This is a genomic window from Variovorax sp. GW821-FHT09D05 (assembly GCF_059416325.1).
Genome location: NZ_JBWKOZ010000005.1, coordinates 65023 through 90740 on the forward strand (window position 1 = coordinate 65023; position 25718 = coordinate 90740).

General features: G+C 67.7%; 27 protein-coding genes. 11 read left to right on the forward strand and 16 right to left on the reverse strand.

Translation table 11 applies throughout. The annotated features are described in order from the left end of the window. Window positions 1–130 precede the first annotated feature (130 nt). Window positions 131–757, forward strand: a complete 627-nt coding sequence (locus AC07O3_RS14595) for a TetR/AcrR family transcriptional regulator (protein ID WP_495339676.1) — start codon at window positions 131–133, stop codon at window positions 755–757. Between the two features lie 3 nt (window positions 758–760). Here AC07O3_RS14595 and AC07O3_RS14600 read toward each other — a convergent pair whose 3' ends face one another. After that, complete coding sequence (locus tag AC07O3_RS14600) at window positions 761–1204, reverse strand: Lrp/AsnC family transcriptional regulator (RefSeq protein WP_093057399.1); 444 nt, start codon at window positions 1202–1204, stop codon at window positions 761–763. Window positions 1205–1340: 136 nt separating this feature from the next. Between AC07O3_RS14600 and AC07O3_RS14605 the strand changes: the two genes are divergently transcribed. Continuing rightward, on the forward strand, window positions 1341–2243 hold the full coding sequence (locus tag AC07O3_RS14605; protein WP_495339677.1) for a DMT family transporter: 903 nt from the start codon (window positions 1341–1343) through the stop codon (window positions 2241–2243). Window positions 2244–2312: 69 nt separating this feature from the next. Here the strand turns inward: AC07O3_RS14605 and AC07O3_RS14610 are convergent, their stop codons facing one another. From AC07O3_RS14610 to AC07O3_RS14630, 5 genes are all read right to left on the reverse strand, one after another. Then, entirely contained in the window at window positions 2313–2855 is a 543-nt protein-coding gene (locus AC07O3_RS14610; RefSeq protein WP_093057401.1) for an Rrf2 family transcriptional regulator, read from the reverse strand. A gap of 30 nt (window positions 2856–2885) precedes the next feature. Then, window positions 2886–3584 (reverse strand): Bax inhibitor-1/YccA family protein, encoded by a 699-nt coding sequence (locus AC07O3_RS14615; protein WP_093057402.1) that lies wholly within the window; start codon window positions 3582–3584, stop codon window positions 2886–2888. A gap of 178 nt (window positions 3585–3762) precedes the next feature. Next, window positions 3763–4128 (reverse strand): hypothetical protein, encoded by a 366-nt coding sequence (locus tag AC07O3_RS14620; RefSeq protein ID WP_257014574.1) that lies wholly within the window; start codon window positions 4126–4128, stop codon window positions 3763–3765. Window positions 4129–4207: 79 nt separating this feature from the next. Further along, on the reverse strand, window positions 4208–6436 hold the full coding sequence (yccS, locus tag AC07O3_RS14625) for a YccS family putative transporter (RefSeq protein WP_495339678.1): 2229 nt from the start codon (window positions 6434–6436) through the stop codon (window positions 4208–4210). A gap of 47 nt (window positions 6437–6483) precedes the next feature. Then, window positions 6484–7821, reverse strand: a complete 1338-nt coding sequence (locus tag AC07O3_RS14630; protein WP_495339679.1) for an NUDIX hydrolase — start codon at window positions 7819–7821, stop codon at window positions 6484–6486. Window positions 7822–7951: 130 nt separating this feature from the next. Here AC07O3_RS14630 and AC07O3_RS14635 point away from each other — a divergent pair, with 130 nt between their 5' ends. Then, complete coding sequence (locus AC07O3_RS14635) at window positions 7952–9169, forward strand: acyl-CoA dehydrogenase family protein (RefSeq protein ID WP_495339680.1); 1218 nt, start codon at window positions 7952–7954, stop codon at window positions 9167–9169. A 21-nt stretch (window positions 9170–9190) separates the two neighbouring features. Here AC07O3_RS14635 and AC07O3_RS14640 read toward each other — a convergent pair whose 3' ends face one another. Further along, window positions 9191–10048 (reverse strand): PhzF family phenazine biosynthesis protein, encoded by an 858-nt coding sequence (locus AC07O3_RS14640; RefSeq protein ID WP_495339681.1) that lies wholly within the window; start codon window positions 10046–10048, stop codon window positions 9191–9193. A 2-nt stretch (window positions 10049–10050) separates the two neighbouring features. After that, window positions 10051–11031 carry a Bug family tripartite tricarboxylate transporter substrate binding protein gene (locus AC07O3_RS14645; protein ID WP_495339682.1) on the reverse strand — a complete coding sequence of 327 codons (981 nt, stop codon included), beginning with the start codon at window positions 11029–11031 and terminating at the stop codon, window positions 10051–10053. A gap of 103 nt (window positions 11032–11134) precedes the next feature. Here AC07O3_RS14645 and AC07O3_RS14650 point away from each other — a divergent pair, with 103 nt between their 5' ends. Further along, the gene (locus AC07O3_RS14650; RefSeq protein WP_495339683.1) at window positions 11135–11992 is read left to right on the forward strand and encodes an AraC family transcriptional regulator; all 858 of its coding nucleotides are present in this window, start codon (window positions 11135–11137) and stop codon (window positions 11990–11992) included. On the opposite strand, the gene AC07O3_RS14655 is transcribed toward AC07O3_RS14650, so the two are convergent. Genes AC07O3_RS14655 through AC07O3_RS14665 form a run of 3 tightly spaced genes read right to left on the reverse strand, consistent with a single transcriptional unit; the run spans window position 11965 to window position 14688 of the window. Then, window positions 11965–12702: an SDR family NAD(P)-dependent oxidoreductase gene (locus AC07O3_RS14655; RefSeq protein WP_495339684.1), complete on the reverse strand. Its 738-nt coding sequence runs from the start codon at window positions 12700–12702 to the stop codon at window positions 11965–11967. The genes AC07O3_RS14650 and AC07O3_RS14655 overlap by 28 nt on opposite strands. A gap of 15 nt (window positions 12703–12717) precedes the next feature. Continuing rightward, window positions 12718–13833 carry an enolase C-terminal domain-like protein gene (locus AC07O3_RS14660; RefSeq protein WP_495339685.1) on the reverse strand — a complete coding sequence of 372 codons (1116 nt, stop codon included), beginning with the start codon at window positions 13831–13833 and terminating at the stop codon, window positions 12718–12720. Window positions 13834–13857: 24 nt separating this feature from the next. Continuing rightward, window positions 13858–14688 carry a transporter substrate-binding domain-containing protein gene (locus AC07O3_RS14665; RefSeq protein ID WP_495339686.1) on the reverse strand — a complete coding sequence of 277 codons (831 nt, stop codon included), beginning with the start codon at window positions 14686–14688 and terminating at the stop codon, window positions 13858–13860. A gap of 320 nt (window positions 14689–15008) precedes the next feature. Here AC07O3_RS14665 and AC07O3_RS14670 point away from each other — a divergent pair, with 320 nt between their 5' ends. After that, window positions 15009–15380 (forward strand): glutaredoxin domain-containing protein, encoded by a 372-nt coding sequence (locus AC07O3_RS14670; RefSeq protein WP_426390136.1) that lies wholly within the window; start codon window positions 15009–15011, stop codon window positions 15378–15380. A gap of 7 nt (window positions 15381–15387) precedes the next feature. On the opposite strand, the gene AC07O3_RS14675 is transcribed toward AC07O3_RS14670, so the two are convergent. Beyond that, window positions 15388–16077 carry a response regulator gene (locus tag AC07O3_RS14675; RefSeq protein ID WP_093057410.1) on the reverse strand — a complete coding sequence of 230 codons (690 nt, stop codon included), beginning with the start codon at window positions 16075–16077 and terminating at the stop codon, window positions 15388–15390. After that, a complete protein-coding gene (locus AC07O3_RS14680) occupies window positions 16074–17693 on the reverse strand; it encodes an ATP-binding protein (protein WP_495339687.1) in 1620 nt (539 codons plus the stop codon). Before AC07O3_RS14680 ends, AC07O3_RS14675 begins: the two co-directional genes overlap by 4 nt. Before the next feature lie 149 nt (window positions 17694–17842). On the opposite strand from AC07O3_RS14680, the gene AC07O3_RS14685 reads away from it, so the two are divergent. Both AC07O3_RS14685 and AC07O3_RS14690 read left to right on the forward strand, forming a co-directional pair. Continuing rightward, on the forward strand, window positions 17843–18013 hold the full coding sequence (locus AC07O3_RS14685) for a hypothetical protein (RefSeq protein WP_495339688.1): 171 nt from the start codon (window positions 17843–17845) through the stop codon (window positions 18011–18013). Further along, on the forward strand, window positions 18010–18861 hold the full coding sequence (locus tag AC07O3_RS14690; RefSeq protein ID WP_495339689.1) for an intradiol ring-cleavage dioxygenase: 852 nt from the start codon (window positions 18010–18012) through the stop codon (window positions 18859–18861). The genes AC07O3_RS14685 and AC07O3_RS14690 overlap by 4 nt, the downstream gene beginning before the upstream one ends. Before the next feature lie 35 nt (window positions 18862–18896). Here the strand turns inward: AC07O3_RS14690 and AC07O3_RS14695 are convergent, their stop codons facing one another. The 3 genes from AC07O3_RS14695 to AC07O3_RS14705 all read right to left on the reverse strand — a co-directional run bounded on the left by AC07O3_RS14695 (window position 18897) and on the right by AC07O3_RS14705 (window position 22772). Next, window positions 18897–19583, reverse strand: a complete 687-nt coding sequence (locus tag AC07O3_RS14695; protein ID WP_093057412.1) for a response regulator — start codon at window positions 19581–19583, stop codon at window positions 18897–18899. Between the two features lie 16 nt (window positions 19584–19599). After that, window positions 19600–22014 carry an outer membrane protein assembly factor BamA gene (gene bamA, locus AC07O3_RS14700; protein WP_093057413.1) on the reverse strand — a complete coding sequence of 805 codons (2415 nt, stop codon included), beginning with the start codon at window positions 22012–22014 and terminating at the stop codon, window positions 19600–19602. Window positions 22015–22103: 89 nt separating this feature from the next. Then, entirely contained in the window at window positions 22104–22772 is a 669-nt protein-coding gene (locus AC07O3_RS14705) for a nuclease-related domain-containing protein (protein ID WP_354339465.1), read from the reverse strand. A 211-nt stretch (window positions 22773–22983) separates the two neighbouring features. Here AC07O3_RS14705 and AC07O3_RS14710 point away from each other — a divergent pair, with 211 nt between their 5' ends. The 4 genes from AC07O3_RS14710 (at window position 22984) to AC07O3_RS14725 (ending at window position 25711) form a co-directional block, all read left to right on the forward strand. Next, window positions 22984–24144 (forward strand): porin, encoded by a 1161-nt coding sequence (locus tag AC07O3_RS14710; protein ID WP_093057368.1) that lies wholly within the window; start codon window positions 22984–22986, stop codon window positions 24142–24144. Between the two features lie 93 nt (window positions 24145–24237). Next, complete coding sequence (locus AC07O3_RS14715) at window positions 24238–24489, forward strand: hypothetical protein (protein WP_101952286.1); 252 nt, start codon at window positions 24238–24240, stop codon at window positions 24487–24489. Further along, the gene (locus AC07O3_RS14720; protein WP_495339690.1) at window positions 24489–25100 is read left to right on the forward strand and encodes an ATP-binding protein; all 612 of its coding nucleotides are present in this window, start codon (window positions 24489–24491) and stop codon (window positions 25098–25100) included. Before AC07O3_RS14715 ends, AC07O3_RS14720 begins: the two co-directional genes overlap by 1 nt. Window positions 25101–25180: 80 nt before the next feature. Continuing rightward, window positions 25181–25711, forward strand: coding sequence for a hypothetical protein (locus AC07O3_RS14725; protein WP_093077511.1), 531 nt, complete (start codon window positions 25181–25183; stop codon window positions 25709–25711). Window positions 25712–25718: the final 7 nt, after the last annotated feature.

Here is a 25718-nt window from a genome sequence, read left to right on the forward strand (position 1 = left end):
AGAGCCTCGCGTTCAAAAAAGGCATGCCGGGATTGGCATGGCATAATCTTTACACTGTTTAGATAAAAACGCCAGCAGATTCTTTAGAAGGTAGAGTCGCCCCTTTGAAGACCGAAAGCAGCAACCAGCCATGGCGGCAAAGAAAACAGAGGAAGCCCCCGCGCCCTATCACCACGGCGATCTGCACGCGGCGCTGATCGGGGCGACCGAAGCCCTGCTGGCCGAGCGCGGCATTGAGGGCTTCACCCTGCGCGAGGCGGCGCGGCGCGCCGGCGTGTCGGCGGCTGCGCCCATGCATCACTTCGGCAGCGCAGCCGGGTTATTGACCGAGGTGGCGATCCTGGGCTTCGAGGAACTCACACGCTGCCTGCGTACCGGCACGGAAACGGGTGGCACTGACCCCGCGCGTCGCTTGCGTGGGCAGGGCATGGGTTATGTGCGATTCGCGCTGGCCTACCCGGCGCGCTTTCAGCTCATGTTCCGCAAGGACCGGCTGACGCAAGACCTCCGGCTGCAGGCGGCCGGCGATGCGGCATTCGCCGAACTGGAGCAGGCAGTGCGCGACTACAACGGCTGGAGCAGCAAGAAGCCGCCGAACCGCGCGATGCAGGCCGCCGCGCTCGGCGCCTGGTCCGTCGTGCACGGCTTTGCGCATCTTGCGCTGGACGAGAAGTTCGGCGAGCAGGCCGGCAGCGCTTGCACGAACGATTTTGTCGAGAGCATGCTGCCGGAAATACTGAAGCAGTTCTGGCCCTGACCTTCACTGAGCCGGAAAGGGCGGTAGCCGCCTGCGGATCGTCTGCGCCTTCACGATGGAGGTGTTGGTCTCGGCCTTGCTCGCGATGCGGTCGAGAATGCCGTCGAGCTGTTCGAGCGATTGCAGGAACAGCCGCGCGACGAAGCAGTCTTCGCCTGTGACCTTGTCGCACTCGCAGAACTCGGGCGTGGCCTCGATCAGCTTCTGCACCGCCTGCAGTTGCCCCGGCAATGGGCGGATGCGCACGATGGCCTGGAACTGGTAGCCCAGCGCCTTCGGGTTCACGTCCAGCGTGTAGCCGCGGATCACGTCGCGCTCTTCAAGTCGTCGCAGCCGCTCCGACACGCTGGGCGACGACAGCCCCACGTGGTGGGCCAGTTCTTTCAGGGACATCCGCGCGTTGCCGGCCAATGCCTGCACGATGGTTTCGTCGATTGCGTCGAGCATGTTGCCGATCTCCGGTGAATAGGCTGCGATGGCTTGTTTTGAAAGGTCATCAGCGGTAATTGCCTTATTCAAAGCATATCCAATGCGCGCCGGACGTGGCACGCTTGCTCCTTCCTTTCTGCCATTCGAGACAGACATGCAGACAGAGCTTCGCGGTGCGCTGGAAATGAGCGTGGCCATGGTGATTTCCGGAACCATCGGATGGTTCGTCGTGCGATCCGGACAGCCGCTGCCCGACCTGCTGTTCTGGCGCTGCGTGTTCGGCGCGGCCACGCTGCTCATCGTGTGCCTTGCGCTGGGCCTGCTGCGGCGCGGCCTGACGTTGCGCAGCTTTGCGCTGGCCGCGTTGGGCGGCGTGGCGCTGGTCGTCAACTGGGTGCTGATCTTCGCTTCCTTCTCGCGCGCGTCGATCTCGATTGCCACGGCGGTCTACAACACGCAGCCCTTCATGCTGGTCGCGCTCGGCGCGCTGCTGCTGTCGGAACGGCTGACCGCGATGAAGGCCGTGTGGCTGTGCATCGCGTTCGCCGGCGTGGTGCTGGTGGCGCAGGCCAAGCCGGGCGGCGGGGCCGACGGTTCGGCCTATTTCGTCGGCGTGCTGATGGCATTGGGCGCGGCCTTCTGCTACGCGGTGGCCGCGATCATTGCGAAGAAGCTCGACGGCATCGCCCCGCATCTCATCGCGCTGATCCAGGTCTGCGTGGGCATCGTGATGCTCGCGCCGTTCGCGCATCTGAAGACGCTGCCCAGCGATGCGGCCACGTGGGGCGTGCACCTGGCCATGGGCGTGGTCTACACGGGGCTGGTGTTCGTGCTGTTGTACGGGGCACTGCAGAAGCTGTCGACGCCCGTGGCCGGCGCGCTGTCGTTCATCTATCCGCTGGTGGCCATCGGCGTCGACTACGTTGCCTTCGGCCAGCGGCTGGGCGCATTGCAGGTGGTGGGCGCCGCGGCCATCCTGATCGCCGCGGCGGGCATGACTTTCGGATGGACCCTGCCCGGCGTGCCGAGGCGCTCGCCCGCCACCGAAGAGCGCTGAGTCAGGACGTCGTCGCGTGCGGCCGCGCCGGGCGACCGCATGGTCCGTGATGGCGTTGACCGGCTGAGGCTAGCTGGCGCTTTGCTGACGCCGTCCCAGTGCGAACACCGAGTTCGGCGCGTCGACCACAAAAGGCTTGCGCGTGGCCGGCTGACCGGTCGGCGTGCGCCGGGTTTCGGTCCGTACTGCGGCTTGCACGCCCTTGGCCTTTTGTTCGTCGACCAGGCTTTGCAGCGAGATCGACTTGAGGAACTCGACCGCCCGCAGGTTCACGGTGGCCCAGAGTTCGTCGATTTCGCAGCGGCCGGTCTCGCCCGGGGCGTCGGCGTCGCGCCGGCGGGTGGATTCGGCATCGTGTTCCTCGATCGAGAGGACGATGTCGGCCACCGAAATCTCCGCCGCCTTGCGGCTGAGCGAATAGCCGCCGCCGGGGCCGCGGGTCGATTCGACCAGGCTGGCGCGCCGCAGCTTGCCGAAGAGCAGCTCCAGGTACGACAGCGACACGCGCTGGCGCAGGCTGATCGAGGCCAGCGTGACGGGGCCCGACCGGCCGTGCAGGGCGATGTCGATCATCGCGGTGACCGCGAAGCGGCCCTTGGTGGTGAGACGCATGGGATGTTCCTTTCCTTCCTTCGTGGGGAATTACTCGTCCCGGCCGCCCGCGATGCCCAGCAGGGCCAGCAGCGACTGGAAGACGTTGTAGATGCTGAGATACACACCCAGCGTGGCGGAGATGTAGTTGGTCTCCAGGCCGTCCTTCACGCGCTTGAGGTCGTGCAGGATGAAGGCCGAGAAGATGCCGATGGCCGCGACCGACAGCGTCATCATCAGCGCGCTCGACTGGATGAAGAAGTTGGCGATGCCAGCCACCAGCAGCAGGATGGCGCCGATGAAGAGCCACTTGCCCATGGCCGACAGGTCGCGCTTGATGACCGACGACAGCGTGGCCATGCCGAAGAAGATCGCGCCGGTGCCGGCGAACGCCGTCATCACCAGACTGGCTCCGTTGGCCAGGCCGAGCACGGAGCCCACCAGGCGCGACAGCATCAGGCCCATGAAGAAGGTGAAGGCCAGCAGCACCGGCACGCCGGCGGCCGATTCCTTGGTTTTCTCGATGGCGTACATGAAGCCGAAGGCGCCGCCGAGGAACACCATCAGGCCGATGCCCGGCGACATGGCGCGCGAGAAGCCGGTGGAAACGCCGATCCAGGCGCCCAGAACGGTGGGCACCATCGACAGCGCGAGCAGCCAGTATGTGTTGCGCAGCACGCGGTTGCGTTCCTGCGGCGAGGCGAGCGGGAGGTCGAAGCCGTCGTGATAGGTGGAGGGACTGTTGTTCATTGTGTTGATTCCTTGAAGCTGGACCGGTGCCGGCTGCACGCAATGGCGCATGCAAGGGGCACAGGGCCGGAAATGAGAGATGTCGTTGCTGCGATGCGGGGGCCGCCGGATGGCGGGGAGCCTGGATCGAAAGGGTGGGAGCCATGGCGGCTCCCGGTCGCGCAAGGCCTTGAGGGGCCTAGGCGACGAAGGACGCGGCGCGGGGTGGCCGCTTGGGTCGCGCGAGGAACGGCGCGACGGAGGTGGTCAGGCCGAGCTTCGGCGGCTGTTCCGTAAAGCGCAGCAGCGCGGGGGCGCCGTTGCGTGCGTCGACCAGTTCGGCATGCTCGGAGCCGGCTTCGTCGACGGAAAGGGAGTCGTCCGATGTCTTGTCGGCATCGCTTGCCGGCGTTGCTGCATCGGAGAAGTCAGCACTGACAACCAGCGCGGACTCCTGCTGTTCGCCGTGCGAATGGCCGCCACCGATCACGCTGTGGGCAAGCACGGCAAAGCCGTAGCAGGACAGCATGATGGACAGGACAGTGGCGACAAACCAGCGGGACATGTAGGGGTAATCTTACCTGCCGCGCCGTGGGGTGTTCACGGCGGGTGCTTTCAACCGACCGGATCGCATGGATGTTCGCTCAGGCTGGCGCGGTCGTGGTTTCGCTGCCTTCGGACTGCAGCCATTCGCGTGCATGGGTGCGCAACGCGTCTATCTGCAGCCAGATCAGACCGAGTTCGGTATGAAAAGTTCGCGCCTGCGGGTCGCCGCCGTCCCCGTTCTCGCCGCTGGCGGCAACGGCCTGCGTCAGTGCGGCGCGCGCGGTTGATTCCGCAACTGCATCGCCCGGCGCCTCGATCACGCCCTTTTCCAGCCCGGCCGCCAGCCCTTCCAGCGCTGCGATCGCCCCTTCAGCGGCAGTACGCAGCACCGCCATCTGCGCCGAGTCTGGCAGCGCCGCACGGTGGGCGCCCAGGGCCGAGAGGTAACTCAGCAGCGTGTGCGACCGGATCAGGAAGCGCAGCGCCACCCCCGCGCGCGGACGCACGTAGCCCGGCTCGCGGAACATGTCCGACACGGCCGTGGACAGCGCTGCATCCGCGTTGTGGTCGTTGCGCCGCGCCAGCCGGTAGTCGAGGTGGTCGCGCGCGCCGGTGCGGTATTGCCCGACGATCTGCCGCAGGTAGCCGGCATGGCCGCGCATGGCGGCCGCCGCCAGTTCGTTGATGCGCCGCGCCTGCCAGTGCGGCAGCACCAGCAGCACCGCCAGCCCGGCGATCGCGCTGCCGATGGCGGTGTCGACCAGCCGCGGCACCAGCAGCACGCCGCTGTCGCCGACCTGGTTGAAGCACATCAGCACCAGCAGCGTCATCGAGGCTGTGGCCAGCAGGTAGCGCGTGGCGCGGGTCGCGAAGAACAGCACGCCCGCCACCACCGCGATCACCGACTGCACCAGCGGCTGCGGAAACAGCTGCAGCAGCGCCCAACCGGCCACCACGCCGAGCGCGGTGCCGGCAATGCGCTGCCCCATGCGCGAAATGGTGTCGCCATACGTCTGCTGGCAGACGAACAGCGTGGTCAGCAAGATCCAGTAGCCCTGCGCCGGGTGAATGGCGCGCATCACGCCGTAGCCCGCCACCAGCGCCACCGACAGGCGCAGCGCATGGCGAAACAGCGGCGAGCGCGTGGTGAGCTGCCGCCGCACGCGCTCGACCGCATCGCGCCACGAGCGCGGCGAGCGGTCGAACAGGCCCATCTCCGTACGGCCCGCGCGCGCCGACGGCTGGCTGGCCCCGGCGAGTTGCCCGTCGAGCAGCGCGAGGTTGCGCGCCAGCGCCTCGACGGACGCCAGCAGCGCCAGCCGCCCGGGCGTATCGGCCCGCGCGCGCTCATGCTCGATGGCGCTGCGCAGGTCGGCCAGCGCCTGCACCGTCTCCGTGCCCACCTCGAAGGGCTCGCGCCGAGCGATCGAATCGGCCAGCCGCTGGCAGGCCAGGCCCTGCAGGCCCAGCAGGCGCTGACAGCGGTAGAGCAGGTCGCTGTGGAAGAAGGCGTCGGCCAGCGCGTTGTAGTCGTCGTGCGAGGAGCTGGCGCGCTCGTGCACGTCCTGCGCGATCAGGTAGAGCCCGCGGTAGCGCGAGAGGCGCCCGGTCGGCGCGCGCGCGCCGATGCGCAGGAAGATGCTTTCCTTCGCCGCGTTGAGCTCCGCCACCACTTCGGCATTGAGCTGCGCCAGTGCGAGCCGCTTGCGTTCGATGTCGATGCCGCGCAGCGGCTCGAACAGCGAGGCCTTGAAGCGCACGAAATTGCCCAGCACCGCGAACAGCGTCACGAGCCGCGCCTGCACCGGCTGCGCCGGAAAGGCCGCGCACCACAGCACCGAGAACACGCCGTACCACGCAGCGCCCGCCAGCAGCAGCAGCGGTTCGCGCCCGCGGTGCATCACGCCGTGCGCGCCCATGTTCTCGATGCCAAGCGTGGCGTACATCGCGAGGATCAGCGTCGCATAGGCAATCGCCTTGTAGCGCGCCCCCACCGCCCCAAGCATCGTGAGGCAGAAGGCCGCGAGCGCAAGCCCGGTGATGAACAGCAGTGGCAGGCCGAACGCCGCCTCGACCGCGAACGCGATGGCCGCGAAGCAGCCCAGCGTGACCACCTGCGCGCGCAGCCGGCCGCGCCAGCTGTCGTCGGTCTCGGCGAGCGCGCTGGCGATGGCGCCTAGGAACAGGGGAATCACCGCATCAGGATGGCCGGTCCAGGCGCAGGCCGCCATGAGGCTGCCGAGGGTGAGAAGGATGCGAACGGGTTGCGCGCGGGAAGCGAAAGACCGCAGCCGCTGGCGCAGCGCGTCGGGAGACAGGGGAAGCATGGGCTGATCTTGCACGATGCATGCCACGGCCGTGTGGCGCCTTGTGGCTAGGGCGCAGGCCGGCTGCGCAGGAAGCCGTGGCGCGGGGCGATCCACCGGGCTCGGGCGTCGTCGGCTGCGGGGGCAACCCCTGTGAGCAGCATCTCGTCCTCGACCTGCAGGAACTGGCGGGATTGCGCCCCGTCCGTACCCGGCAGCACGCGCAGCGTGGCGCCGCCCAGGTCAATCCGTTCGCCCGGTGCGGGCAGCACCGTGGAGGCATCGGGCCAGATATCGCGCAGGCCGTCGAAAGCGCCCATGGCTTCTTCCGATAACGCCTGCGTCGACAGGATCCATCGCACGCGCCCGGGTGCCGCTGCAACGAGGGCCGCGGTGTGCCCGGGGCTCGCGGGCAACGCATCGACCAGCGCGCAATCGCCGCCCTCAGCTCCCACGAAGTAGCTGTGCGCCAGTTCGCCCGATGCTTCGCCCGTAACCCGCAGAACCCGCGCCGACAGCCGCGTCACCAGCCCGGCCTCGTGCGCATAGCGGCCACCGCCCTTGCCGTCCGGGTCGAGATGCGCGACTTCTTCGTATGCCGGCTCGTCCATGTTCACCGGCCGTCGTCCCGCGGGCCCATCCGCCAGCCGGGGCATGACGCGCGGAATGTGCTGCAGGCCGCGCGCATGGTCCATGAGCTCGGCCGTGCTTGTGAACTGCGCGAGCTGCTCGAGGATGCGGCGCGTCACGTTCATCAGCTTGAGCCCGCGCGCCGGGTCCACGGCCTCGGCGGGGCGCAGCCACATGTGCTCGACCGTCTCGCGGCCATCGGGCTGCACGCTCTGCGCCTCGGGCATCGGCGCGATGAAGAAGCGCGTGTCGAAGCGGCGCGGCATGCCTGGCGGCGTGAGCCAGTAAGCGAAATAAGCGAGCCGGTCGGCCGCGAGCCGCCAGCCGTGCCGCTCGCACAGCGAGAGCAGCGCATCGGTGCCTTGCTCCGCCGCATGGCGCATGGCGGCGAGCTGGTCGGGCGGGAGGCTGTCCAGCGACACCAGCCGTTCGGTGCCGCCGTCGGTCGCAAACAGCACGCCGGCTTCCTCGAAGCATTCGCGGATCGCGGCGGCGTAGTAGTCGAGCCCGCCATCAGGCACCGCGAGGCGTTCGCTCGCGGCCCTGTCGTCCATGCCGGCGCAGTGCACGTGCAGGCCGCGGTCGTGCGCATCGATCACACCGCCCGGAAACACGCTGGCGCCGCTGTTCTGGTCGTTGGCCTTCTCGGCCCGCCGCAGCATCAGCACTTCGAGGCCGTGGCTTGCGTCGCGCAGAACGATGAGGGTGGCCGCCGAGCGCACGGGGCGCGGCGGCGAAGCGGGTTGTGGCGTGGCATCCGGAGTGCTGGCTGTCATGCACGCATTGTCGCGCCGGTGGCTGCTGCGAAGGCGACAGCAGGGGCCCCGGCTGTCGCGCGGAAGACCGTCCGGAATGCGGTGCGCGACGTACCTTCAAGGCACATCGACTGTTGCTGAAGGACGCACCATGCATTTCGAATTCACACCCAGGGTGACCGCGCTGCGCGAGGAACTGCTCAAGTTCATGGACGAGTTCGTCTACCCGAACGAAAAACGCCATGAAGAAGAACTGGCCGCCAACGCCCGCGCGGGCCGCCCCTACGCCGAGCTGCCGATGATGGCCGGCCTCAAGGCCAAGGCGCGCGAACGCGGGCTGTGGAACCTGTTCCTGCCCGAGTCGGAGCACGGCCCGGGGCTGAGCAACGTCGAATACGCCCCGCTGTGCGAGATCATGGGCCGGCGCTACTGGTCCTCCGAAATCTTCAACTGCTCTGCGCCCGACACCGGCAACATGGAAGTGCTGGCGCGCTACGGCACCAAGGCCCAGCAGGAGCGCTGGCTCACACCGCTGCTGGCCGGCGAGATCCGCTCTTCCTTCGCGATGACCGAGCCCGAGGTGGCGTCGAGCGACGCCACCAACATCCGCTGCAGCATCCGCCGCGAAGGCAATGAATACGTCATCAACGGGCGCAAGTGGTACATCACCGGCGCGATGAACGAGCGCTGCGAAATCTTCGTGCTGATGGGCAAGACCGACCCCGACAACGCAGATCGCCACAAGCAACAGTCGATGATCCTCGTGCCGAAGAACACGCCCGGCGTGACCATCGTGCGCGACATGGCACTGCTCGGCGTCTACGACCCGCCGTTCGGCCACCCCGAGATCGTGTTCGACAACGTGCGCGTGCCGGTCGAGAACATCCTGCTCGGCGAAGGCCGCGGCTTCGAAATTGCGCAGGGCCGCCTCGGGCCGGGGCGCATCCATCACTGCATGCGTGCCATTGGCATGGCCGAGGCTGCGCTGGAAATGATGTGCCAGCGCCTCGTGTCGCGTGTCGCATTTCACAAGCCGCTGTCGGAGCAGGGCGTGTGGCGCGAGCGCATTGCCGAGTCGCGCATGCTCATCGAGCAGTCGCGCTGGATGGTGCTCAACGCGGCCTACCGCATGGACACCGTGGGCAACAAAGTCGCCGCAAAGGAGATCGCGATGATCAAGGTGCTCACGCCCAACAACTGCGTGAAGGTGATCGACTGGGCGATGCAGGCCTTTGGCGCCATGGGCCTGAGCCAGGACACGCTGCTCACGCATTTCTACGCCTACGAGAGGCACCTGCGCGTGGCCGACGGTCCCGACGAGGTGCACCGCAACGCGATTGCCAAGCAGGAGCTGGCGGCGTACCAGTAAGGCGGGACCAGCCGTGCTGCTTCAGGGGCGGTCCGCTGCGGCGTCGCCGCCCACCCAGCAGCCTTCCTGCGCCATCGCCTCCGAAGGCAGCCCGACGTGGATGGCGGAGGGCGACCCCATGGCCTCGCCCTGGCGCACCGTCACCGACAGCGCGCCGCGGCCGACCAGGCCCAGATGGCGCAGCCCCCACGCGAGCGCGGCTGCGGCGATGCCCGTGGCAGCGTCTTCCGGATAGCCCGAAGACTTTGGAAACTGTCGCGCGCTGACTGTGTCGGCTGCGTCCTGTGACATCGCGAAGGGATAGAGCCCGGTGGACCCGAGTCGCTCGCACAGCGATTCGACGCGCGAGAAATCCACGCGCAAGCCATGCAGCTGCGCCGTGTCCGCCAGCCGCACCAGTGTCTTCACGCGGCTGGTGGCGGCATTGAGCACCGGCCCCGCGATCTGCGATGCGTCGATGCCCAGGCATTGCGCGATCTCTTCGACCAGTGCTTGCTTCGTCACCTCCTGCACCACCGCGCGCGGCTGGCTGATCTGCACCGTGCCATCGACACGCCGTCCCGTCACGGTGCCGCTCAGGGTCTCGATGGCGACCGGTGCGCCGTTCCATTCATCGCGCTGGTGCAGCAGCCACAGCGCGCCGACCGTGGCGTGGCCGCACATTTCCATTTCGTGGTTCGGCACGAAGTAGCGCATGCGCAGGGCATGAGCGGGCGTCGCGGGCTTCAGCACGAAGACCGATTCATGCCCGCTGCGCCGCGTGTATTCCTGCATCTGCGCGCTGGAGAGGTCGTCGGCATCGAGCCAGACCGGCGCGGGGTTGCCGCCGACCTTCGGGTCGGGCCCCACGAAGACGCGGATGTTGTGAACGCTGGCCATCGTCAATCGGCCCTCGCGTTCACCGAGCGCGCGATGCCGCCCCAGAGCTTGATGTCGCCGCGGATCTGCGCCTGGAACGCGTCGGGCTGCACGTTCCACGGCGTCACGCCCTTGGCGAGCATGTCGGCGCGCAGGGCCGGGTCGTTCATTGCCGTGTCGAGCGCGGCGCGCAGGCGCTGCATCACCGGCTGCGGCGTGGCTGCCGGGGCCATCAGGCCGTACCAGAGCTGCGGCTTGAAGTCCTTGATGCCGGCCTGCTCGAAAGTGGGCACGCCGTCGAAGCCGGCCGAGGGCTCGCTGATCGCCAGCGCCCGCATGCGGCTGCCGCGCACCTGCGCCAGCAGCGCGGGCGGGTTGTCGAACAGCGCCTGGATCTGCCCCGCCATCAGGTCGGCCTGCGCGGGCGCTGCGCCGCGGTAGGGCACGTGCGTCATCTCGATGCCGGTGCGCTGCTTGAACAGTTCACCTGTCAGATGGCTCAGGCTGCCGTTGCCGATGCTTCCGTAGTTGAGCGCCTGTGGATGCGCCTTGGCGTAGTCGATGAAGCCCTTTACGTCGCGTGCCGCCAGCGAAGGCGTCACCACCAGCACGAAGGGCGTGGTGCCGATGGTGCCGACCGGCACCAGGTCCTTGATCGGGTCGTAGGGCAGCTTGGAGTACACCGCGTCGGCCGATGCGATGGTCGACGTGGTGGCGGCCACGAGCGTGTAGCCGTCGGGGTTCGCCTTTGCGCCGAAGCCCGTGCCCACGGTGCCGCCCGCGCCGGAGCGGTTGTCGATGATCACCGACACGCCGAGCGCGGCCTGCAGCCGCTGCTGCACCGAGCGGAAGATCACGTCCGTGCCGCCGCCGGCGGGGAAGGGTACGATGATCGTGACCGGCTTGCCCGGATAGTCCGGGACCGCCCAGGAGGCTGCAGGGCCGTACAGAAGCCCGGCGGCTGCCAGACCGAGGAGCGCGCGGCGCAGAGGTTGGGGTTTCATGCTTCTTGCTTGCGGGAGTGGTGTTTCCCGATTCTGTTGAGCGTGCGCAAATGCGCGCGACCGATTGCGACATGCACGAATTCAAATGCGACAAGGAGCGGCCATGCAGCTGAACAACGCGCCCTCGACGCCCCGCCAGTCGCTGTTCGTCGAACGGCTCTCGCACCACGCCACCATGGTTGCGAGCACGCGCGACCGCTATGCCACCGACACCCATGTGCACGATTGCGACATGCTGTTCGTGCCCCTCGCGGGGCGCTTCAGCGTCGGCGATGCGCGGGGCGAGGCGCAGCGACTCGGTCCTGGGCACTTCGTGTGGTTTGCCGCCGGCAGCGCGCATTCGACGACCACGCTCACCGCAGGGCAGACGCACATCGCGGTCTATGTCGATCCCGCGCTGTGGGCCACCGCCTTGCAGGCGCAGGGTGTCTCGGGGCCGCCGCAGGGCATGCGCGCGGGCAGCACTGCGCTGCGAGCACTGTCGCAGCGGATGTTCGAGTCCGCGAAGACCGGCGCTGGCGAAAACTACGCGCTGTGCGGCGCGCTCGTCATGGAGGCGGCGCGGCTCAGCGGCAACCCCCTGTCGGACGGCGATCCGTCATCGGCCCTGCTGGTGGCCGAACTGCTGGCCGAAGCCATCGAAAGCGACCTGGCAGAGCCTCTGTCGCTGGAAGCCTTTGCCCAGCAGCACCGCCTCTCGCGCCGCCAGGTGGAGCGCATCTTCCGAGCGAAGTACGGCGTATCGCCGCTGGCCTGGCTGCAGCGCCGGCGCCTGGAGCGCGCGGCCTACCTGCTGGCGCACACGCGGGAGTCGGTGCTGTCCATCGCCCTGCAGGTGGGCTGGGAGTCGGGCTCGTACCTGTCGCGGATGCTGGAGAAGACCTGGGCGAAGACCGCGACGCAGATCCGCGCCTCGGGACCCGGCTCTAGCCTTTACAGCGTCATTCCCCCGTCCACATGAATCACCTGCCCTGTGATGAAGGCCGCCGCCGGACTCAGCAGGAAGGCAATCGGGGCCGCGATGTCGTCGGGGGTTGCGAGCCTGCCCATGGGCACCTGTCCCAGGGCCGTCTTCCATTGCTGCTCGTTGAGCGCGCCTGCCTTCGCACTGTCTTTCCGGACATAGCCCGGCGCCACTGCATTGACGGTCACGCCGCGCGGCGCCATTTCGGCGGCCGCGGCTTTCACCAGAGCTTCCACGCCGGCCTTGGCAGCCGCCGTCGCGGGAAATGTGGAGCTGCCCAGCCGGAAGCGGTGCGCGACGAACGAACTCACCGCAACGAAGCGGCCCTGCCCGCTCGCCTCCAGCAGAGGCAGGCTTCTGCGCAGGAGATGTGCCAGCGAAACGACCATGACGTGCAGAGAACGCTCGACGCTGTCGTCGTCCAGTTCCGCGAGCGAGCGCCGGTCGGCAAAGCCGGCGTTGGCCACCACGCCGCGCAGGCCGCCCTGGGCTTGCGCGGCATCCAGCAGGGTGTCGATCGTCTCCGGCGTGCCTACATCCCCAACCACGACGGTGCTTCGCACCGCGCCGCATTGCTGCGCCACCGCTTCGGCCGCCGCGCGGTTGCTGCCTGTGTGGATCACAAGGTCGATGCCTTGCGCTGAAAGGAGCCGGCAGGTCGCGGCGCCGATACCCGAGCCTGCACCGGTCACGATGACGGTGTTCATGCCAAAGCCGGCGCTTCAGGCCGAGAACGCGATGCGTTGCTTCTCGACGATCTTCCAGTCGATGTCGACACCGATACCCGGACCGCTCGGTACATGCACGTGCCCCGCTTCCGCTGGCGTCATGCGGACCAGGATGTCCTCCTGGAAAACATACTTCGGCATGTAGAACTCGCAGCCCAGAGAGACGTTGGCACTTGCCGCAATGAAGTGCGACGCGGCCGCCAGTGCAACGCCGCCCTCCCACAGCGTGCCGCCGTAGCAGGGAAGACCCGCCGCCTCGGCGATCGCGTTCACCTTCATGGCCTTGCCGATGCCACCGGCCTTCATGAGCTTGATGCTGATGATGTCGGCGGCGCGCTCCTGCACCGTGCGCAGCGCCTCGGCCGGGGAGAACACGCTTTCGTCGGCCATGATCGGCGTGTCGAGTGCCGCTGCAATCTGCGCCATGGCCGCGATGGCATCGCGCGGCACCGGTTGTTCGATGAAGGTGGGCTTGAACTGCTCGACGTCACGCAGCTGCTGCAGCGCGTTGTAGGGCTGCAGGCCCTGGTTGTAGTCGATGCGCAAATCGAACTCGAAGCCCAGATGCTCTCTCAGCAGCGAGAGCCGGCGCATGTCTTCCGCATGCGAGGCAAAGCCCGTCTTCACCTTGAAGATGCGATGCCCGGCGGAGAGCATCTGCTTGGCGAGCTCGATGTCGGCGTCGATGTCGGGATTGGCGATGGAGAAAGAAAAGGGAATCCTGTCGCGCACCTTGCCGCCGATCAGCGAATACAGCGGCAGGTTGGCCGCCTTGCCGCACAGGTCGAACAGGGCCATCTCCACCGCGGCCTTGGCTTCGGGGCTGCCGACCAGCGCCCGGTCGCAATCGGCCATGCGCTGCGGAATGTCGCGCGGGTCTGTGCCCAGGAGCACGGGGCGCAGGTATTGCGCAATGCCGTGGAACAGGTTCTCGTTGGTGCCCGAGAACACCTCCCAAGCCTGCCCCTCGCCGATGCCATCGATGCCCTGGTCGGTTCGCACGCGGACCACCACGCGCTTGATGGAGGCCTGGATGCTTCCCACGCCCTGCGACCGCTTCATCTTGATGGGCGATTCGAGCAGATGAACTTCGATGTTCTGGATCTTCATGATGATGGTGCCCGGGAGTGATCGTCAGACCTTGATTTGCGGCGGGATCTTGTCTTCGCTGACGCCCCCGACGGACTTGAGGTTCGAGATGAAGGTCTTGCGGATGTTTCCGCTTGCGCGTTCGCTGGCGAGCCATCCGTTGACGTGCTTGAGCCAGCGTGTGTCGGCCTCCTTGCGAACGCCGCCATTGGAGGTTGCGACTTCTTCAGGCGTCAGGATGACCACCTGGCCCACCGCGGGATTCTTGCTGGCCAGGCTCAGGGCCAGCGGCAGGACGAGGATCTGGGCGTCGGCGCGCCCGACCTGCAGCGCAAGCGTTGCATCGACGGCGCTGTCCAGCCGGGTGATCCCCGCGTTCTTGAGCAGGCGCGTGGCGAGCGTGTCGTGCGAAGAGCCCTTGTCGACCACGACGCGGATCGTGGGCTGGTCGAGCTCTGCCCAGGTCTTGGGCGCATAGCCCTTCTTGCAGACCGCGGCAAAGGCGATGTTCAAAACCGGGTCAGTGAAGTCGATCACCTGCAGGCGCGCGGGCGTCGGGTTCAGGCCGAAGAAGATGTCGATCTTTTGCGATTGCAACTCGAGCACGGAATTGCCCCAGCTGGTGGGCGTGATGTCGAGCTTTGCGTCCAGGCTCTTGGCCAGGCCGCGATAGAAATCGGCCATGCAGCCGAGCCACTCCCCGCTCACCATGTCCTTCTTGTAATAGGGCAGTCCGCCATCGACCGCGCCGACGCGCATGACCTTGGTGCGCGTTACGCGCTCCCATGTCGATTCGCTCGCCTGCGCCAACGCGGTCGCCCACGGAGCGGCACCCGCCGCCAACATTGAACCAGCAACAAAATCGCGACGCTTCATGATGAATACTCCGTTTTCAGGGCTCGGGGGGAAGGAAAAAACAAGGCATCGGCTTCGACTTGAAGCGATGACAGTCTTCGGTGGGTGTGATCGTAGGTACGACAGGAGACCGAAGGTAGAGACCAGATCGTCGAAAGAACACTCGATCTCGTCGTTTCGACGACGGCGGATGCCGATATGCGATCCCTCGGAATGAGCAAGTCACGGCGGAATCGAGCAAGAAGCTTGCCATTGCAACGATGGATTACTGACTGGCTGGCTGGCAGTCAGGAAGCGCCGCCCCGGGCCCTTACATTCACACGAACCACTGAAAGCTCCCCATGCCCCGCCCCGTTCTCGAAGAAGCCCGCATCCACCCCGCCATCCGCGCAAGGCTGGCCGACAGCCGCCAGACTTTCGTGCGCGAAGTCATGGCGGCAGTTGCCGAGCACGACGTGGTCGTGGTCGGCATGGGCATCAACCCGTTCCCCAAGAAAGCGCGCCAGGCCCTCGACCGGATCGGGCAGCCGTACAAGTACCTCGGGTACGGCAGCTACCTGAGCCGATGGCGCGACCGCAACGCGCTCAAGATGTGGACCGGGTGGCCGACCTTTCCGATGGTGTTCGTCAAGGGCATGCTGGTCGGCGGCGCCACGGACTTGCAGAAGCTCATCGACAGCGGGGAGCTCAAGACTCTTCTCGCCAGCCGATAGCCACCGGCTAGCCCGGCACTTCCCACGCAAAGCCGACGCCGTACACCGACCGTATCCAGTCGTGCTCGGGCGTGACCGAGCCGAGCTTGCGGCGCAGGTTCTTCACGTGGCTGTCGATGGCGCGTTCGGTCACGTCAACCGTGTCGTCGTAGGCCAGTTCGAGCAGGCGGGAGCGCGAGAAGATGCGCCCCGGGTGCCGCGACAGCACCTGCAGCAGCCCGAACTCGCGCCGCGTGAGGTTCAGCGGCGTGCCTTCGAGCGAGGCGCGCCAGTGCACGTCGTCGAGCACCAGTCCCGGCGCGTCGCTCTGCGAGGCCGAGCCCTGCGCCAGCCCCGGTGCGGTGCGACGCAGCACGGCGCGCACGCGCGCCACCAGCTCGCGCGGCGAGAAGGGCTTGCACACGTAGTCGTCGGCGCCCAGCTCCAGGCCCAGCAGCCGGTCGACCTCCTCGATGCGCGCGGTCAGCATGATGATCGGGTGCGCCGTGTGCTCGCGCGCGCGGCGCAGAACCTCGATGCCATCGAGCCGCGGCAGCATGATGTCGAGCAGCGTGAGGTCGGGCGGTGCGGCGACGATGCTTTCCAGCGCGCTTTGCCCGTCGGTGAAGTGCTCGGTTTCGTAGCCCGCGTGGCGCAGGTAGTCCTGCACCACCGAGGCGATGTCGGTTTCGTCTTCGACGATGACGATGCGTGTCATGAGGATGTCCCCAGTGGAAGGGTGATGGTCACGCGCAGCCCGCCCAGGGGCGAGGCTGACGCATCGATGGTGCCGCCGTGCGTCTCGATGGTCGCGCGGCAGATCGAAAGGCCGAGCCCGGAGCCACCGTGTTCGCGGCTGCGCGAGGCTTCGCCGCGGAACAGGCGGTCGAACAGGCGCGGCAGCTCGGACTCGGGCACGCCCGGCGCGCTGTCGTCGAACAGCAGGGTGAGGCAGTTGCCGGTCCATGCGCCCTCGACCGTGACGTCGATGCGCAGCTGTCCGCCCTGGTCGGTGTAGGCCAGCGTGTTCTCCAGCAGGTTCATGAAGACCTGGTGCAACCGGTGCGCGTCGCCGTCGATGGTCGGCTGCGCGGCGGCGCCGATGAGGTCGATGGCGCGCCGGTCCACCGTGATGCCACGCGCGGCGAAGCGGTCGCGCGTGTGGTCGAGCGCTTCTTTCAGCAGCGACAGCGGAAACACCGTGGCCGTGAGCAGGTCGCTCTGCGGCTCGCGCATGCTGCTGCGCAGGTCGTCGACCAGCTGGCCGAGCCGTATCACCTGCCGGTGCAGCCGCAGCGCGGTGCGTTCGTCGAAAGTGCGCACGCCGTCCTGCAGCGCCTCGATTTCCGCGCGCATGGCGGCCAGCGGCGTGCGCAGCTCGTGCGCCGCATCGGCCAGCCAGGCGCGGCGCGAGGCCTCGACCGTGTCCAGGCGCTGTGCCATGTCGTTGAAGGTGCGCCCGAGCAGCGCCAGCTCGTCCGAGCCCTGCACCGCGACGCGGGTGGAGAGCCGGCCGCGCGCCAGGTCTTGCGCGGCCTGCGTGAGTTCGTCGATGGGCTTGAACCAGCGGCGTGCCAGCAGCCACGACAGCACCAGTGCGAAGCCGAGGCCGCACAGGCCCGTGAGCACGATCACGCCCGACTGCCGCGCCACGAAGGCGCGGTCGGCCTCGCTTTCGAGGCCCTGCAGCGGCGTGAGCGCCAGATAGCCGACGACCGTGCGGTCGCGCCGGATCGGCGTGCGCGCGGCGTTCGCCAGGTCGACGTCGGCGCCCACCACGCGCGCGCCGTGCGCGTCGAGCACGGCCAGCCGCTGGAAGATGGAGTCGGGCGATTCCCGTGGATCGCGAAAGAACCACGGCGGCGGCATGGTCGGCAGCCGGCGCGGCATCAGGTCGAGCTGTGGCGACGACAGCGTCGTCTCCGAGGGCGGCGGGGGCGGCGGGCTGCCGTCGGCACCGTTGTCGTGCTGTGGAGGGGCGGAAGGATTGCCGCCGCGCATGGCGCGGTAGTCGTACCAGGGCGGCAGCCGCCGCTCGTCGCCGGCGTTGCTGCCGTTGCTGGTGCTGTCGAGCAGGGCAGCCATCCGGCCCATCTGCAGGCGGCGCCAGGCGTCGTCGTTGTCGCGCAGGCTCTTCCAGTCGCCGTTGGCGACGTAGTGCTTCAGCAGCAGGTCGGTGAGCCAGTCCATGCGCCGGATCTCGATCTCGGCCACGTAGGAGCCCAGGCCGCGTTGCAGCGCGATGATCGACAGGCCCGCGAAGCTGATCAACAGCACGATCAACAGGGCGGCCAGCGCCAGGAAGATCTTCCTGGAAAGTGTCAGGTGAGGCATGGACTGGGGGGAGGCATGGCCGCATTCTGCGGCATGCATGGCGGGCAGGCGAAGGGGTACTTCATGGGCAAGCGGCCGATCATTGCGGCCGAATGTGGAGGAAATTGGGAGGAAATTTCTCCACCATTTCTCCTGAATCGGCCCGCACGATGCAGGCCATGAACCCTCCTCACATGGGCCTGCCGCTGCAGCTGGCGATCACGGTTTTTTTCTGGCTGATCGCCCAGGCGTGGACGCTGTTCGTTTTCTGGGCGGAGGGATGCGCCACGCAGCCCTCCGCGTCCGGCGCCGGACCGATCGACAAGGAAAAGACGCCATGACACCCCCCGATTCGCTGCTCCCCGGGCGCCGCGGACTGCTGGCCGCCTTCGGCGCCGCGGGCCTGTCGGCATCGGCACGCCCGGCACTGGCCGCGCCGCGCCGCCTGCCGCTGACTGCGCAGGCCACCGAAGGGCCGTACTACCTCGACCTCGCACTGGAGCGCCGCGACATCACCGAAGGGCTCGACGGCGTGCCGCTGGACGTGCGCTTCACTGTGTGCGACGCGGCCGGCCGGCCGCTGCCCAGGCTGCGCGTGGACCTGTGGCACTGCGACGCGCAGGGACGCTACTCGGGCTTCGGCGAGCAGGGCGACGACCGCGCCCAGTCGTTCGAAGGCAAGACCTTCCTGCGCGGCAGCCAGCACACCGACAGCGAGGGCGCCGTGTCCTTCGGCACCGTGTACCCGGGCTGGTATGCAGGGCGCACCACGCACATCCATTTCAAGGTGATCAAGGGCGCGCACGCCGTGCTCACCTCGCAGTTCTTCCTGCCAGATGCGCTGAGCGAGTTTCTCTACACGCAGATGCCGCTCTATCAGCGCGCGCGGCTGCGCGACACGCTCAACAGCGTGGACGGCATCGCATTGAAGGCCGGCGCAACGGTGCTCGGCGCGGTGCGCGAGGAGCGGCAGCGCTACGTTGCAACGCTCGCGCTGGTGGTGGACCCGGCGGCGAGCCCGGGGGGCGACCGGCCGCCGCGGCCGGGTGCTGGCTTTGGGGGCGCTGGTGGCCCACCGCCCGGCGGTATGCCGCCCCCCGGTGGCGGTGGCATGCGTCCGGTGCGGCCCCGCGCGCTGGAAGGCACGGCGCGCGCCCGCGCGTTGGTGCCGCCGCGCGCCGAAGGCTGACTCTCGCAAGCCACGCTTGCAGCGGGCGTGCGGGCTCAGGCCGGCCGCTCCGCGAAGCTGAAGCCCACACCGTAGACCGAGCGGATCCAGTCGTGCGAAGGCACGGCGGCCGCGAGCTTCTTGCGCAGGTTCTTGATGTGCCCGTCGACCGCGCGCTCGTTGACGTCGAACGCCTCCGGAAACGCGGCTTCGAGCAGCTTGGAGCGCGTGAACACCCGGCCGGGGTCGCGTGACAGCGCCCGCAACAACAGCAGCTCGCGGCGCGTCAGCCTCAGCGCGCGACCCTCCAGGCAGGCGTTGCCGCGCGGATCGTCGAAGCGCACCGCTGTCGAGGGCCGGGCGGCCGTATCGCGCCACTGCGCATGCCGGCGCAGCACCGTGTGGATGCGCGCCACCACCTCGCGCGGCGAAAAGGGCTTGCAGACATAGTCGTCGGCGCCCAGGTCGAGCGCCAGCAGCCGGTCGGCTTCCTGCGCGCGCGCCGTCAGCATGATGATCGGGTGGTTGCCGTACGAGCGCACCGTCTCCAGCACCTGGATGCCGTCGATGCGCGGCAGCACGATGTCGAGCAGGGTGAGCGCCGGCGGCATGCTCAGGATGCGCTCCAGCGCCGCCGAGCCGTCTTCGACCTGCTCGACCTCGTGGCCTGCGCCTTGCAGGTGGCCGAGCAGCAGCGGGGCGCTGCTGTCGCGTCCGTCTTCCACCAGCAGGATGCGAGCCATGGCCAGGGTACTCCGCTCAGAAGGAGGTTCCGATCTGGAACTGGAAGCGCTGCGTGCGGTCGGCCGAGATGCCGTTGGCCGTGTCTTCCTTCTGGTAGATCAGCGGCACCGCGTAGGCCAGTCGCAGCGGGCCGAGCGGCGAGATCCAGCTGATGCCGATGCCGGTCGACGCGCGAATGCGGTTCTGCGCCTTCCATTGCGCGTCCGTCATGCTGGCGGTGCGGTCGGCGAACACGTTGCCCGCGTCAAAGAAGGTGTACAGGCGCAGCGTCTTGTCGTTGCCCGCGCCGGGGAAGGGCGTGCTGAACTCCATGTTGAAGATCGCCTTGCGCGTGCCGCCGAGCGCACCGGCCGTGACCGAGTCGAGCGGGCCGAGCGAGTTCTGCTCGAAGCCGCGGATCGAGCCCAGGCCGCCGGCGTAGAAGTTCTTGAAGATCGGGTAGGTGCTGTCGCCCAGCGCCCGCGCATAGCCGAGCTGGCCGTTGATGGCCAGCGTGTACTGCTTGGACAGCGGGAAGTACTGCTGGTACTGGTAGTTGGTCTTCAGGTAGCGCAGTTCGCTACCCACGCCGATTTCGAGGTTGGCGCTCTGCAGCCGGCCGCGCGTGGGCACCAGTGCGCTGTCGCGGTCGTCGCGCGACCAGCCCAGCGTGGCCGGGATACCCACCACGCTCGACTTGGCGCAGGTCACGCTCGGCGCGGTGCCCGTGCACTTGAAATAGTCGAGGTAGGCCTGCGGCGTGGCGGTGTACACGTACGAGCCGTCGACCAGCGTGTAGGTGCCGTTGGTGCCGGGCGTGAAGGACCAGCGCTCCAGGCCGATGCCGAGAAACACCGTGTCCTGCTCGCCCACCGGAAAGCCGAAGCGGATGGAGCCGCCTTCGCTCGCGAGCTTGTAGTTGCCGTCGGCCTCGTAGTACGGCCGCGTGGTGGTATGGAACACGTTGATCGTGCGCGAGATGCCGTCCTTGGTGAAGTACGGGTCGGTCGCCGTGACCGAGATGGTGCGGTTGTACGAACTCGTGTTCACGTTCAGCCCCAGGTAGTTGCCGCTGCCGAACACGTTCTCCTGCGTGATGCCGAAGCTCAGCGAGACCTTGTCGGTGGACGAGTAGCCCGCGCCCAGCTGCAGCGAGCCGGTCGGCTTCTCGGCCACGTTCACCACCAGGTCGACCTGGTCGGGCGAGCCGGGCACATCGACGGTGTCGACGTTCACTTCGGTGAAGAAGCCCAGGCGGTCGACCCGGTCGCGCGAGGCGCGGATCTTGTTGCCGTCGTACCAGGCGCCCTCGTACTGGCGGAACTCGCGGCGGATCACCTCGTCGCGCGTGCGCGCATTGCCGCCGATGTTGATGCGCCGCACGTACGCACGGCGAGAGGACTCGGCCTTCAGCACCAGCGTGACGCGGTTGTTCTCGCGGTCGATCTCGGGCTCGGCCTTCACGCGTGCGAAGGCATAGCCGAAGGTGCCGAAGTAGTCGGTGAAGGCCTTGGTGGTGGCGGCCACGTCTTCGCCGTTGTAGGGCGCGCCGGGGCGGATGGTCACCAGCGTCTTGAACTCGTCCTCGTGGCCCACGTAGTCGCCCGCGAGCTTCACGCCGGCCACCACGAACTTCTGGCCTTCGATGATGTTGATGGTGAGGGTCAGCGTCTGCCGGTCCGGCGAAATGGCGACCTGCGTCGACTCGATGCGGAACTCCAGGTAGCCGCGCGTGATGTAGTAGGAGCGCAGCGTCTCCAGGTCGCCGTTGAACTTGGTGCGCGAGTACTGGTTGGACTTGGTGTACCAGTCGAGCCAGCCGCCGGTGTCCTGGTCGAACAGGTCGAGCAGCGTGCTTTCGCTGAAGGCCTTGTTGCCGACCACGTGCACTTCCTTGATGCGCGCGGACTCGCCTTCGGTCACGGTGAAGGTCAGGTTCACGCGGTTGTTCTCCAGCGGCGTGACGGTGGTGATGACCTGTGCGTTGTAAAGACTGCGGCTGATGTACTGCCGCTTGAGCTCCTGCTCGGCCCGGTCGGCCAGTGCCTTGTCGTAGGCCTGTCCTTCTGCGATGCCCACCTCGCGCAGCGCCTTCTGCAGCGCGGCCTTGTCGAACTCCTTGGTGCCCACGAAGTCGACGTCGGCGATGGAGGGGCGCTCTTCCACCACCACCACCAGCACGTTGCCGTTCACGTCGATGCGCACGTCCTTGAAGAGGCCGAGCTTGAACAGCTCGCGGATGGCGGCGCTGCCGCGCTCGTCGCTGTAGGTGTCGCCGGCGCGCAGGCCCATGGTGGCGAAGACGGTGCCGGGCTCGACGCGCTGGAGGCCCTCCAGCTTGATGTCCCTGACGGTGAACGGTTCGACGGCCCAGGCGGGAAGAGCGACGAGAGGGGCGACGAGAGAGGCAAGCAGCGCGCTGGCCGCTGCGAGGGACTTGGGAAAGTGCATCGACGGATGGTCTTTGCCAATGTCGGAGAAATTTGGGACTTTTCTCCGGCTGCCCCGGGCCACTCGGGGTCTTTACCTTGGTCTTTACATTACTGCAACCCCATGGCGTTTGAGACCGGCCATGCCGGCGCCGCCTGTTCGCCCGCGACGAACCCGGCTCTTTCGCGGCAGTTCTGCAGATGCTCTTCGAGCGACAGGGACCCCTGTATCTGCAGCAGGCGCTCCACCGTGCGGTCGACGGCCTCTTCGTCGAGCAGCCGGTAGGTGCGCGCGGTACGGCCGTTGTTGCGCACCAGGCGCGCGATGTAGGGCAGGTCTTGCTGGGTGATGACGGCCGCCGGCATCACGCCTTCGAGCTCGATGCCTTCGCACGGCAGCAGCACGAAGTATTGCAGCCGCAGGTCGTCGGGCAGCAGGCTGCGCAGCTGGGTGGTCTTGCGTCCGCCCTGCCATGCGGGGTCTTTCACCTCGCGCGCGCTCTTGCCGCCGTTCAGGCGCAGGAACCAGCGCGGCGGGGACTGGTCCGACTTCTTGCGATAGACAAAGGCGTTGCGCCAGGCCTTGATCTCGAACAGGTAGAGGCCGGTTTCGCACACCACCACGGCGTCGATGCGCGCGGTGCGCACCGCATGCCCCTCGGGCATCGGAATGATGAGGTTGCGAAGAATGCGCAGGTAGGAAAAGGCGGGGCTGAATGCGCTGGTCAGCTGCTGCACACCCAGCGAGGTGGCGACGGTGCTTGGCATGGCAATGGTCATGGATGACTCCTTCGGTCGCCGAGCATTGCGCTGCTTTTGGGAGACTTCTTGTGTGAGGTGTTTCCTCCGGTTGTGCGGGGCTTCTCCCGGCGCAGTGCACGCAAACAACAGTTCACGCAAAGCAGAGGCATTCACAAGATTCCTCCGAATTTGAACGAGACGATGCGTGCCTGCTGCTCGATGGAGAGCCGCTGCAACTGGAGAACCCTGAATGAAGAAAACCCTCACGGCATTCGCTGCCCTGGCCGTCTGCGGCCTGGCTTCTGCCCAATCGTCCGTCACGTTGTTCGGCGTCGTGGACGCTGGCCTGACCTACCAGTCGAGCACCTCGCGCGACACGACCACCGGCGCGTCGGTCAAGCAAAGCAAGACGAGCCTGGGCAACTCGGCCTACAACTCCAGCCGCATCGGCTTCCGCGGCACCGAAGACCTCGGCGGCGGGCTGGCAGCGAGCTTCTGGCTCGAAGCGCCCATCACCAACGACGACGGCGCCACCGGCATCTCCACCTTCGCGCGCCGCTCCACCGTGAGCCTGTCGGGTGGCTTCGGCGAGCTGCGCCTGGGCCGCGACTACACCGCCACCTTCTGGAACGACACCGTGTTCGACCCGTTCGGCACCAACGGTTCGGGCACCAACGTCATCAGTACCGTCAGCGGCAACACCACCATCAACAACGCCAACTACGTGCGTGCCAGCAACTCGATCGGCTACTTCCTGCCGCCGAACCTGGGCGGCTTCTACGGCCAGGTGCAGTACAGCCTGCACGAGAACGCCAGCACCGACGCCACCAGCACCACGGCAGCTTCCAGCAGCACGGCTGGGCGCTACGTCGGTGGCCGCTTCGGCTATGCCAACGGTCCCCTGGACGTGGCGCTGGCCGTGGGCCAGAGCACCGTCGTGGACACCACCGCGCTGGAGCGCAGGGTGCAGACCATCAACCTGGGCGCTTCGTACGACTTCGGTCCTGTGAAGCTGTTCGGCGAGCTGTCGAACGTGAAGAACAAGTTCGACTACGCGGCAGCGGCTGACACGCACGACACCTACAACGGCTACCTGATCGGTGCGACCGTGCCGGTGGGCGCAGGCCTGATCCGCGTGGCGTACTCGCAAGTGCGCTACAACGAAGGCACGGCCGGCATCACGGGCGAAGACCCGATGGCACGCAAGTTCGCAGTTGGCTACGTGCACAACCTGTCCAAGCGCACGGCGCTGTATGCGACGGTGGCGCGCGTGAACAACCGCAACGACGTGAACTACACGGGCAGCCTGGTGTCGGCCAGCACCACGGGCTACGGCAGCACGGGCACCAGCTACACGGGCCTGCCGCGCTCTTCCACCGGCTACGACTTCGGTATCCGCCACGCGTTCTGATGCAGGACGCGCGCCGCGCGGGAGAAAGGGGCCTCAGTGCTCTTTTTCTCCCGCGCGGCTTTTTCGTTTCTACCCAGCAGTGAGCTTCTTCCAATGAACCGAATTGCACTCCTCGCGGGCGTGCTGGCTGCCACCGGCCTGACCGGCTGCATCATGCTGCCCCCGCCGCCCATGCCCTACCGTCCGCCACCGCCGGGCTTTCGCGGTGAAGGGCCGCCGCCGATGTTCTATGGCGCCCGCAGGCCGCCCCCTCCAGGATGGGACGCCTGCGATGGCGTACGGGACGGCTGCGCGCGCGGCATGCCGGGCGAACCCGGGATGCAACAAGCCCCGGGAGCACGCTGATGAGCGGGGGACAACTGCATTCCGGCAACCTCGGCGTCATCATCGCCGGCGTGATCCTTCTCGGCCTTGGTGGCGTGGTCTGCTTGATGGCCTCGCTGTTCATCGCCAACATGCGGAACGGCGCAAAGGCGCGCGAGCTCGCGGCACAGGCCCGCAGCGAGGCGCGGCAAAGAATGAGCGCGAGCCGCGTGCAAGACCTGCGACCGCTGCTCGATGCCGCCCCGGACTGCCAGGGCATCCGTCTCGACATCCAGCTGCCGGCTGAAGCCGTGCCCGTGCTGGCGATCGAGGCCGAGCTGCGCGAGCTGCTCGCCAAGGTGACGGACTACGCGGCCAGCGTGATGCGCGCGGGCGCCACGCTGCAGGTTCGCGCGCATGCGGAAGGCACGCAGGCCGTGATTCACTGGCGCGACCTCGATGCCGTCGACGTGCGCCCTCCGCTCGCGCGGTTTTTCGACACCGCGCAGGCCGCGATTGCGGGGGCCAGCGCCAAGGCCTGCGAACGCATTGCCGGCCATCATGGTGGACGCATCTATTCAGCCCCGGATGCCGGCGGCGTGCTGGGACTGACACTGCGCCTGCCATTGCTGGCCGACGAGCGCGCTCACTGATCGACGCAAGGCCGGCAGGGACGGGCCTCGTGGAACTCCGCGTCATACTCGCGGTCCCACGGTGCCGCCGCTTTTCCCCGATGCCAGACGTGCGATCTCTTGCCTCCCTGACGACTTTTCTCCGTGCGCTCGCCGCGAGCGCGACCCTTCTCGCCGCCGGTGCGCTGCATGCGCAGGCCTTGCCGCCGGGCGTGCGGCTGGGCATGACAGCCGAAGAGCTGCAGGCCGCATTGCCCGCAGCCGAGCGCGTGCAGCGGCCGCAGCGCCTCGGCGGTGGCCTCGTCGGCAACTGGCGCGCGGCGCCCGTCGAGATCGCAGGACTGCTGTTCGAGCCGACCTTCTTCTTCGCCGCCTCGGAGCTGCGGCGCGTCGAATACGTCGCGGCGGCGCAGGCCACGCCCGACAACGGCGCCGCGGCCTTCGCGGCGCTGGTGCAATGGGGCCGCGGGGCGTTCGGCAACGAACTCGCATCGCGCGACCCGGGCAGCGCATACGCCGCCTGGGTGAGCAACGACACCGACGTCTACGTGCAGCAGGTCAGCGACCCGCGCCGTGCGAGCGTGCGGCTGGTCTACAAGGCGCGACAGCTGCGGGACGGCAGCGAGCTCTGAACGGGGT